Source organism: Sphaerotilus sp. (assembly GCF_031429695.1).
Lineage (GTDB): Bacteria > Pseudomonadota > Gammaproteobacteria > Burkholderiales > Burkholderiaceae_C > Sphaerotilus.
Genome location: NZ_JANPAB010000063.1, coordinates 82455 through 92752, shown reverse-complemented (window position 1 = coordinate 92752; position 10298 = coordinate 82455). Strand labels below are relative to the sequence as shown.

Annotated in this window: 10 protein-coding genes and 1 pseudogene; 2 read left to right on the top strand and 9 right to left on the bottom strand. The window is 64.3% G+C overall.

Going from position 1 to position 10298, the window contains the following annotated elements; all coding sequences use genetic code 11:
• Positions 1-126 precede the first annotated feature (126 nt).
• Positions 127-324: pseudogene (locus RMP06_RS12805) on the top strand (Bax inhibitor-1 family protein); the annotation flags it as partial.
• A gap of 84 nt (positions 325-408) precedes the next feature.
• Here RMP06_RS12805 and dnaB read toward each other — a convergent pair.
• The 8 genes from dnaB to ppsA form a co-directional block, all read right to left on the bottom strand.
• The gene (gene dnaB, locus RMP06_RS12800; RefSeq protein WP_310462159.1) at positions 409-1827 is read right to left on the bottom strand and encodes a replicative DNA helicase; all 1419 of its coding nucleotides are present in this window, start codon (positions 1825-1827) and stop codon (positions 409-411) included.
• Positions 1828-1938: 111 nt separating this feature from the next.
• Positions 1939-2391, bottom strand: a complete 453-nt coding sequence (rplI, locus tag RMP06_RS12795) for a 50S ribosomal protein L9 (protein WP_310462158.1) — start codon at positions 2389-2391, stop codon at positions 1939-1941.
• A 10-nt stretch (positions 2392-2401) separates the two neighbouring features.
• A complete protein-coding gene (gene rpsR / locus RMP06_RS12790; RefSeq protein WP_179635080.1) occupies positions 2402-2686 on the bottom strand; it encodes a 30S ribosomal protein S18 in 285 nt (94 codons plus the stop codon).
• 9 nt (positions 2687-2695) lie between these two features.
• A complete protein-coding gene (gene priB / locus RMP06_RS12785; RefSeq protein WP_310462157.1) occupies positions 2696-3034 on the bottom strand; it encodes a primosomal replication protein N in 339 nt (112 codons plus the stop codon).
• Entirely contained in the window at positions 3034-3402 is a 369-nt protein-coding gene (gene rpsF / locus RMP06_RS12780) for a 30S ribosomal protein S6 (protein WP_179635079.1), read from the bottom strand. The genes priB and rpsF overlap by 1 nt, the downstream gene beginning before the upstream one ends.
• Positions 3403-3520: 118 nt before the next feature.
• On the bottom strand, positions 3521-5626 hold the full coding sequence (locus tag RMP06_RS12775; protein WP_310462156.1) for a sodium:solute symporter family protein: 2106 nt from the start codon (positions 5624-5626) through the stop codon (positions 3521-3523).
• Positions 5619-5900, bottom strand: a complete 282-nt coding sequence (locus RMP06_RS12770; protein WP_310462155.1) for a DUF4212 domain-containing protein — start codon at positions 5898-5900, stop codon at positions 5619-5621. Before RMP06_RS12770 ends, RMP06_RS12775 begins: the two co-directional genes overlap by 8 nt.
• Positions 5901-6078: 178 nt before the next feature.
• The gene (ppsA, locus tag RMP06_RS12765; protein WP_310462154.1) at positions 6079-8481 is read right to left on the bottom strand and encodes a phosphoenolpyruvate synthase; all 2403 of its coding nucleotides are present in this window, start codon (positions 8479-8481) and stop codon (positions 6079-6081) included.
• A 196-nt stretch (positions 8482-8677) separates the two neighbouring features.
• On the opposite strand from ppsA, the gene ppsR reads away from it, so the two are divergent.
• Positions 8678-9499, top strand: coding sequence for a posphoenolpyruvate synthetase regulatory kinase/phosphorylase PpsR (gene ppsR, locus RMP06_RS12760; RefSeq protein WP_310462153.1), 822 nt, complete (start codon positions 8678-8680; stop codon positions 9497-9499).
• Between the two features lie 6 nt (positions 9500-9505).
• Here the strand turns inward: ppsR and RMP06_RS12755 are convergent, their stop codons facing one another.
• Complete coding sequence (locus tag RMP06_RS12755; protein WP_310462152.1) at positions 9506-10282, bottom strand: TrmH family RNA methyltransferase; 777 nt, start codon at positions 10280-10282, stop codon at positions 9506-9508.
• Positions 10283-10298: the final 16 nt, after the last annotated feature.

Genomic DNA, 10298 nt, shown 5'->3' with positions numbered 1-10298 from the left:
GCACCTTCGCCTTGAACTCGGCGTCATGCACTCGCCGAGTCTTGTCCTTGTGTTCCATTGCTGTCCACCAATTCACATTGCTGGACACCATCGTCTCGGAGCTATCCACCTCCTTCAAGTGGGCATGGCTGGTCGCTCACGATGATGACGCTGTCGGTCCTTGCCATCGGCATCTTCTCGGCGTTCATGCTCTACGACATCCGCCGCATCATTGACGGTGGTGAGACCAACTACATCAGCGCGACACTGGCGCTGTATCTGGACATCTACAACGTGTTCCAGAACCTGCTGATGCTGTTTGGCATCGTGGGTGGCGACGACTGAAGCTGGTCCCACACCAGAACGTCAGAACGTCGAAGGGGCCGCAAGGCCCCTTCTTCACTTCATGCATGAACCGGCAGCATCGGCTCAGTACTCGCCGCCATAGCTGCCCGGGGCCAGATTCTCGAACTTGGTCAGCGGTTTCATGAACGCCAGCTTGATGGTGCCCACTGGACCGTTACGCTGCTTGCCGATCACGATCTCGGCCACACCCGGCTCTTTCGATTCCTTGTTGTAGTAATCATCGCGGTAGATGAACATGATGACGTCTGCATCCTGCTCAATCGCACCAGATTCGCGAAGATCGCTCATCATCGGCCGCTTGTCGGTGCGTGTTTCCACCGACCGGTTGAGCTGCGACAGCGCGATCACAGGGCATTGCAACTCCTTGGCGAGCGCCTTCAGACCGCGCGAGATCTCGCTGATCTCGGTCGCCCGGTTTTCGCCGTTGCCGGAGCCCGAGCCACTCATGAGCTGCAGATAGTCCACCACGATCAGGCCGAGTTGCCCGAACTGGCGCGCCTGCCGCCGCGCCCGCGCACGGACTTCACCCGGCGTCAGCGCAGGCGTTTCGTCGATGAACAGGTGAACGCCGTGCAGCAGGTCCAGCACCTCGGACAGCCGCCCCCACTCGTCATCGTTCAGCGCGCCGGTGCGCAGGTGCTGCTGGTCGATGCGGCCGAGCGAGCCGACCATCCGCAGCGCCAGTTGCGATGCACCCATTTCCATCGAGAACACGACGACCGGCTTGCGCTCCTTGACGGCGACGTGTTCGGCGATGTTGAGCGCGAAGGCAGTTTTCCCCATTGAGGGCCGTGCCGCCAGGATGATCAAATCGCCGCCCTGGAACCCCGCCGTCATGCGGTCGAGGTCGATGAAGCCACTCGGCACGCCGGTCACCTCACCGGCGCCGCTGTCGGCCAGTTCCTGCACGCGGTCGATCAGCGACACGACCAGGTTGTCGAGCGAATGGAAGCCCTGCTTGTTGCGCGAGCCCTCTTCGCCGATCTTGAAGATCTTGCTCTCGGCCTCGTCGAGGATGATCGAGACAGGGGTTCCCTGCGGGTTCAGTGCCTTGGTGGCGATCTCATCGCTGGTCTCGACCAGCTTGCGCAGGATGGCCCGCTCGCGAACGATCTCGGCATAGCGGCGCAGGTTGGCGGCCCCCGGCACGCTGTTGGCCAGCGCGTTCAGGTAGCCCAGACCGCCTACGTCGTCGGACTTGCCCAGGCTTTGCAGGTGCTCGAAGACCGTGATCACGTCGGCAGGCTTGTTGCCGCTGATGAGGGCCATGATGGCCGCGTAGATCAGCTTGTGTTCGTAGCGGTAGAAATCGTTGTCGGTGAGCAGGTCACCGGCGCGGTCGGAGGCGCTGTTGTCGAGCAGCAGGCCTCCCAGCACGCTCTGTTCGGCCTCGACCGAGTGGGGAGGCACGCGCAGCCGCGCGACCTCTTCGTCACCGCCCCGGGAGGACGGCATCATGGATCCGGATGACAGGGAAGACATCGTTCGATGATAGGTCGGGAGGCGGGCGGTGGACAGACCAAATGAAAAGGCCGGCTTGCGCCGGCCTTCAGGAGCACCGTGACCAGCACGGTGCGGGCACAGGGACGGGGATCAGTCCGTCGCGCCGACGACCGCCACGGTCACATCGACCACGACGTCATGGTGCAGTGCAACGGCCACTGTCTGCGCACCAACGACCTTCAGCGGGCCATTGGGCATGCGGACCTGGGCCTTGGCAACGGCGAAGCCAGCGGCCTTGAGGGCCTCGGCCACGTCGGCGTTGGTCACCGAGCCGAACAGACGGCCATCGACACCGGCCTTCTGGGCGATGGTGACGGTCTTGCCAGCCAGCTTTTCGCCTTCGGCCTGTGCGGCAGCCAGCTTGTCGGCCAGCACTTTTTCGAGTTCGGCACGGCGGACTTCGAATTCCTTGATGGCCTTTTCGGTGGCACGGCGTGCAGCACCCTTGGGGATCAGGAAATTGCGGGCGTAGCCGTCCTTGACCTTGACCACGTCACCCAGGGTGCCGAGGTTGGCCACTTTTTCGAGCAGGATCACTTGCATACCGGACTCCTCAGACCTTGTGCTGGTCGCTGTACGGCAGCATCGCGAGGAAGCGCGCACGCTTGATCGCGGTGGTCAGCTGACGCTGGTAGATCGCACGGGTGCCGGTCAGGCGGGCCGGGGTGATCTTGCCGTTTTCGCCGACGAAATCACGCAGGATGTCGAGATCCTTGTAATCGATCGATTCGACACCGGCGACGGTGAAGCGGCAGAAACGCTTGCGCTTGAACAGCAGGGATTGCTGGTTGCGCTTGACCTTGCGGTCCTTGGAAAATTTACCACGTGGCGGGGGCATGACAACCTCCTAAGTCAATACTGGAACGTTGGGACTGGTGTCGAGCTGACGGATGTGGAACATGACGCCCCGACCGCTGCGCTGCTTGCCCAGGAATCCGCTGAACACTGCGGATTCGCCGATCGCCAGTCTTTCGAGCTGGCGGGCAGTGTCCCCGAGGGCCGTCGCGTGGATTTCCACGCTGACCTGCCTGGGGTGTCCGGCGTGCTCGATCTGCGAGGCGTGAGCCAATCGCACATCCAGCGCCGGCAGACCTGCCGGGGTATAGCGCATGGCCGCACGCTCGATGACCTGGGCTGCGAGCAGCACCTGGTTGACCACCGGAGCGTGGCAGGCGTCTGCCGACATCAGTTGCTCGTTTCCTGCTGGGACGACGACTTGCGCGCTTCTTCCTTCTCCACGCGCTTCATCATCGACGAAGGACCGGTTTCGGCCTTGTCGCGACGAACCGTCAGGTGGCGCAGGACTGCGTCGTTGAAGCGGAAGCCGGTTTCGATTTCAGCCAGGGTTTCCTTGCTGCATTCGATGTTCAGGCACAGGTAGTGCGCCTTGGCCAGCTTGTTGATCAGGTAAGCCAACTGGAAGCGACCCCAGTCTTCGACACGGTGGATCTGACCACCGGACGCGGCCACCAGAGCCTTGTAACGCTCCAGCATGGCCGGAACTTGCTCGCTCTGGTCCGGATGGACCAGCAGCACGATTTCATAGTGACGCATGGATACTCCTCATGGATTCCTGTTGCGGAAGCCGCCCCGTCGCGTCAAGAAACGGGTGCAGCAAGAGAAAAGCCTGCGATTATAGCCCGATTCCGTTGCCAGTCTCCGCAGGCACCCGCTAGGACCATCCGGGTGTGCGCAGCCGATCAACCACGGCCTGTTCAGCCGCCGCTGGCGGACGCGAGAGCAAGCTCGCGATCACCAGCACCAGCGCGCCAGCAGGCGCACCGAACACGCCGGCCGCCACCGGTTCGATCCCCCACCACGCGCAGTCCTGCAGCGGTCGGGTGACACCAAAAAGCCGGCGCAGCAGTTCATGGTTGGTGACCATGTAGTAGCTGCAGACACTCAGGCCAGACAACATGCCCAGCACCGCGCCAGTCCGGTTGGCACGTCGCCAGAAAATGCCCATCACCAGCGCCGGAAAGAACGTCGCCGCCGCGAGCGAAAACGCCGCCGAAACGAACTGGAGAATGTCCGCGAACCGCATCGATGCGATGAACGCCGCCACCAGCGCCACCACCAGCACCAGGAACTTGGACAGCATCACGCGGCGCATGGCCGGCGCGCGCGGGTTGATGAGCCGAAAGTACAGATCGTGTGACAGCGCATTGGAGATGGTCAGCAGCAACCCGTCTGCCGTGGACAGCGCCGCAGCCAATCCACCCGCCGCCACCAGATAGGTCACCACCAGCGGCAGCCCGCCAATCTCCGGCGCGGCCAGCACGATGACATCGCCGCCAAGGTGCAGCTCGGCCAGTTGCAGCAGACCATCGCCGTTGATGTCTTCGACCGACACCAGTGTGGGATCGAGCTTGGCCCAGCGCCGAATCCAGCCCGGCAATTGATCAAACGGCGTACCGATGAGATTCGTGAACACCTCGTACTTGACCATCACCGCCAGCGCCGGTGCCGCCAGATAGAGCAGCGCGATGAAGAACAGCGACCAGCCCACGGACCGCCTTGCTTCGCTGACTGACGGGGTCGTGTAGTAGCGCGTCAGCACATGCGGCATCGCAGCCGTACCCAGCATCAGGCACAGAACCAGCGCCAGAAAGTTGCGTCTTCCCACCTCATACGCCTCACGCGCCGATGCATCCCCGCGCGGATCGCCCGCAGCGATCGGCTGCGCCTGCGGCGGCATGCCACCCAGCGGGAGTGCACGCTGACGGGCGTCGTCGTACTCCTGCTGGTAGGCCGTACGGGCAGCAGCTTCGGTCTGCGGACGACTCAGCAGGCGCCGCTCGGCCTGCTGCACCCGCGCCGGCGCCGCATCGCCTGCCTGCAGCGCCTTGACCTGCGCAGCCAGCGTCTCGGCGTCATCGGTCATCGCCTGCCGTACGTCGTCGAGCTTGCGCAGCGCGTCATCGGCGCGCACCTGCAACTGGCGAATCACGGTCAGCTCGGCCTGGTCATTCTTCAGAACCTCCTCGCGCTGTGTGACGTGTTCCAACTGCTGCCCATATGAAAACAGCGGAAAGGGACTGCCCGTCTGGTTCAGCGACATCCACACCACCGGTGTCAGATAGGCCAGGATCAGGATGATGTACTGCGCCACCTGCGTCCAGGTCACCGCCCGCATGCCCCCCAGGAACGAGCACACCAGCACACCGCCCAGCCCGACAAAGATGCCAATCTCAAAGCTGAAGCCAGTGAGATGCGAGGTGATGAGCCCCACACCGTAGATCTGCACCACCACGTAGACAAAGGACACCAGCGTCACCGCGACCACGCCCACCAGACGCGGCAGCTCACCGCCATAGCGGGCGCCGAGGAACTCGGGGATCGTGAAACAGCCAAGCCGGCGCAGGTAGGGCGCCAGCAGCAGCGCCACCAGGCAATAACCCCCCGTCCAGCCAAGGATGTAGGCCAGTCCAGCAAATCCCTGCAGATACAGCACACCGGCCGTGCCGATGAACGAGGCAGCTGACATCCAGTCCGCCGCAGTGGCCATGCCGTTGAAGATCGCTGGCACACGCCGACCGGCGACGTAGTACTCGGACTCGTCGGTCGTGCGCGACATCAGTCCGATGGCCGCGTACACCGCCACGGTCGCGATCAGAAACGTGCCGCCGATCCAGCCCCGCGGCCAACCCAGGCGCTCCATCGCCCCCAGCCCCAGGATGAAGGCCAGCACTCCGAGCGTGTAGTAGCCATAGCGCCGCCCCAGCACCCGCGTGAAGGCCCGCGTCTCCTCGGACGCACCGAGCACCGGATCAGCCATGGCGCTCGTCAGCCTCGGTCAGCACCCTGCGCTCCAGCCGGTCCATCCCCCAGCCATGCACCACGATGATCAACAGGTACACCCCGATCGCCCCTTGTGTGGCCCACCAGTAGCCTGCCGGCATCCGCCCGACGTGCCACACATCCAGCGCATGGGCCCACCACGACACCCCGAACGTGACACCAAACCACAGCACCAACCCCAGCAAAGTCCACAGGCACACGCGGCGCCAGTAGCTTGTCTCGGAGGGACGTTCGGGATTCTTCTGGTCCATGCAATCACCTTGGGTGTGCGTTGAAGGGAATTGTGCGCAGCCGCCGCCAACTCCGCCACGGGATTGACACCAAGGTGAACCATGCAACGCAACAGCCCACCGGAATGGGTGGGCTGCAGGAAAAAAGGGGGCCGAAGCCACCTTGCAAGTGAATAGCCGATGCGCCGCGCGTGGCCGATCAGCGTTTGGCCAAGCGCTGCCAAGTCTCGACGACCGAGTCCGGGTTCAGCGAGATCGACACGATCCCCTCCTGCGCCAGCCAGTCAGCGAAGTCGGGGTGGTCGCTGGGCCCCTGGCCGCAGATACCGATGTACTTGCCATGCGCACGGCAGGCAGCGATCGCCCGGGAGATCAGTGCCTTGACGGCCGGATCGCGCTCGTCGAAGTCGGCGGCGAGGATTTCCAGCCCCGAATCACGGTCCAGGCCCAGCGTCAACTGGGTCAGGTCGTTCGAGCCGATGGACATGCCATCGAAGAACTCCAGGTACTGCTCGGCCAGAATGGCATTGCTCGGGATCTCGCACATCATGATCAGGCGCAGCCCGTCCTGACCGCGCTTGAGGCCCTGGTCGGCAAGCATGCCGACGACGCGCTCGGCCTGCTTCAGCGTGCGCACGAAGGGCACCATGATCTCGACGTTGGTCAGTCCCATGTCGTTGCGCACACGGCGCATCGCCTCGCACTCCATCGCGAACGCTTCGCCGAACTCGGCGCTGACATAGCGTGCCGCACCGCGGAAGCCCAGCATCGGGTTCTCTTCTTCCGGCTCGTAGCGGCTGCCGCCGATCAGCTTGCGGTACTCGTTCGACTTGAAGTCCGACAGGCGCACGATCACCGGCTTGGGCCAGAAGGCCGCGGCGATGGTGGAGATGCCCTCGACCAGCTTGTCCACGTAGAACGCCCGCGGGCTGGCGTGACCCCGCGCCACCGATTCGACAGCCTTCTTCAGGTCGGAGTCGATGTTCGGGTAGTCGAGGATCGCCTTCGGGTGGACGCCAATGTTGTTGTTGATGATGAATTCAAGGCGCGCCAGGCCCACGCCCGAGTTCGGCATCTGGCAGAAGTCGAACGCGAGCTGCGGGTTGCCGACGTTCATCATGATCTTGACCGGCGAGTACGGCAGCTCGCCGCGCTGCACCTCGCTGACTTCCATGTCGAGCAGGCCATCGTAGATGTAGCCGGTGTCGCCTTCCGAGCAGGCGACCGTGACGAGCTGGCCGTCCTTCAGGTGCTCGGTCGCATCGCCGCAGCCGACCACCGCCGGGATGCCCAGTTCGCGGGCAATGATCGCCGCGTGGCAGGTGCGCCCGCCACGGTTGGTGACGATCGCGGCCGCGCGCTTCATCACCGGCTCCCAGTTAGGATCGGTCATGTCGGTCACGAGCACGTCGCCGGGCTGAACACGCTCCATCTCGGCGCTCGAATGAACCAGCCGTACCGGGCCGGTGCCGATCTTCTGGCCGATCGCGCGGCCTTCGGCGACGATGGTGCGGTCGGTGCTGTTCTTGAGCTTGTAGCGGTGCTCGACCTTGCCGCCCATCTGGCTCTTCACCGTTTCCGGGCGGGCCTGCAGGATGTAGAGCAGACCGTCACTGCCGTCCTTGCCCCACTCGATGTCCATCGGGCGGGCGTAATGCTTCTCGATGATCAGTGCGTAGCGGGCCAGCTCCGTCACGTCCGCATCGTTGAGCGAATAGCGGTTGCGCATCTCGGGCGGCGTGTCCACGGTGCGCACCAGCTTGCCGGTGGCGGCCTTCTCTTCCGGCGTCGCGAACTCCATGCGGATCAGCTTGGAGCCCAGGTTGCGGCGGATCACGGCGGCCTTGCCGTTGCGCAGCGTGGGCTTGTGGACATAGAACTCGTCCGGGTTCACGGCACCCTGCACCACCGTCTCGCCCAGACCGTAGCTGGAGGTGATGAAAACGACCTCCTGGAAACCGGATTCGGTGTCCATCGTGAACATCACGCCCGCTGCACCCAGATCCGAACGCACCATGCGCTGGATGCCCGCCGACAGCGCGACATCGGCGTGCGCGAAGCCCTTGTGGACGCGGTAGGAGATGGCGCGGTCGTTGTAGAGCGACGCGAACACCTCGCGAATCTTGTGCAGCACGCTGTCGATGCCAACGACGTTCAGGAACGACTCCTGCTGCCCGGCAAACGAGGCGTCCGGCAGGTCTTCCGCGGTGGCCGACGAGCGCACGGCGAAGGACGCACCGGGGTTGCCCTCGGTGAGCTTGATGAATTCGGCGCGGATCTGCGCCTCGAACTCGGCCGGGAACGGCGCGGACTCGACCCAGCCTCGGATCTCGGCACCGGCTTCGGCCAGGGCGCGCACGTCGTCGGTGTTCAGCGCATCAAGGCGGGCGTTGATCTTCTCGGTCAGGTGGCTGGCGGTGAGGAACTCGCGGAAGGCCTGGGCGGTGGTGGCAAAACCACCGGGCACCCGCACGCCAGAGGCGGCGAGCTGGCTGATCATTTCACCGAGCGAGGCGTTCTTGCCGCCGACCGATTCGACATCGGTCATGCGCAGGTGCTCGAACGGAACTACCAGGGGGGTCGCCAGAGAGGTTGAAGACATGACAAAGCTCCATGATGTAAAAAATCTGGGGCTTCCCTGCGGCGAACGCCAGCCGTCATCCCCCACCCGCTTTGTGGTGGTTGTTTGTGTGAGAGGGGGATCGGGCGTGGCATGGCGAGAAGCGATTGGGTGCCATTCTAGGGGCAGGCCGACCTATGATGTACCTCGCCTGTACCCAATTCATGCGATCACCTTCATGCCCAACCGCACCGTCTTCTTTGTCTCCGATGGCACCGGCATCACTGCGGAAACCTTCGGCAATTCCATCATGGCCCAGTTCCCGGCCAAGCACCGCCACATCCGCCGGCCCTTCATCGACACCCAGGAAAAGGCCGAACACGTCGTCAAGGAGATCAACCAGCTCGCGCTGCAGGAAGGCCAGCGCCCGATTGTTTTCCTGACACTCGCCAAAAACGATGTGCGCGACCTGCTCAGCGCCCAGTGCAATGCACTGGTGCTCGACATGTTCCGCACCTTCGTCGAGCCGATCGAGATCGAGCTGGGCGTCAAGAGCAACCACCGCGTCGGCCGCTTTTCGGACGTGGCCAAGAGTCAGGAATACCACGACCGCATCGAGGCGATCAACTTCTCGCTGGCGCACGACGACGGTCAGTCGGCACGCAACCTGGCTGAGGCGGACGTGATCCTGGTGGGTGTGAGCCGCTGCGGCAAGACGCCGACGTCGCTGTATCTGGCGATGCAGCACGGCATCAAGGCTGCCAACTGCCCGCTGATCCCCGAGGTCTTCGAGCGCGACAGCCTGCCCACCATGCTCAAGCCGCACAAGCGCAAGTGCTTCGGCCTGACCATCGACGCCGATCGGCTGAGCCAGATCCGCAACGAGCGCCGGCCGGGCAGCAAGTACGCCGCGCTGGAAAACTGCCGCGCCGAGATCAACGAGGCCGAGCGGATCATGAAGCGCGAAGGGATCGCTTGGCTGTCCTCGACGCACAAGTCGATCGAGGAGATTGCCACGACGATCCTGCGCGATATCCGACCGGATCGGTTGATCTACTGATCGGGTTTACAGCGCCTGCCGCGCCGACTCGTACAGACAGATCGCCGTCGCTGCCGCCACGTTGAGCGACTCCTCGCCACCGGGCTGCGGAATGCGCACCGTCAGCCCGCAACGCTGCATCAGCGGCTCGGCGACACCCTGCCCTTCATGCCCGAAGACCCAGGCGCACGGCGCAGGCAGGGTCAGCTCGTGCAGAGCCTGTGTGGCGTGCGAGCTGGTGGCGATGAGGGTGACGCCGAGCGAATCGAGTTCGCTGACGATCACACCCTCGACCAGATGCAAGGCAAAGTGCGCTCCCATGCCGGCGCGCAGCACCTTGGGCGACCACAGGCCCGCGCTGCCCTTCATCGTCAGCACCTGCTTCACGCCCAAGGCCGCAGCGCTGCGCAGGATGGTGCCGACGTTGCCGGGGTCTTGCAGCCGGTCGAGCACCACCGTCGCCACGCTGGCCAACGGGGCCTGTCCCTTGGCGGGGCCGTCGATCAGGAAGCCGATCGACGCAGGCGACTCCAGCGAGCTGATCTCGGGCAGCAGGCCGTCGTCGAGCACGCTGATCTCGTCCGCCTTCAGCGCCAGCTCGCGCGGGCCGGGTTGCAACCACGCACTGGCACCGACCACTGCCTGCTTCGGCCGCCCGCCCCGCGCCAGAAACGCCCGGCACAGGTGATCGCCCTCCAGCCAGACGAGACCGAGCTTGCGGTAAGCGCCCGGCTCCTGGGCGAGCCTGCGCAGGTCCTTGACCAGCGGGCTGCTGCGGGAAGTGATGTGGCGAGGTTCTTTCATCGGGTCGGGTTCGGGG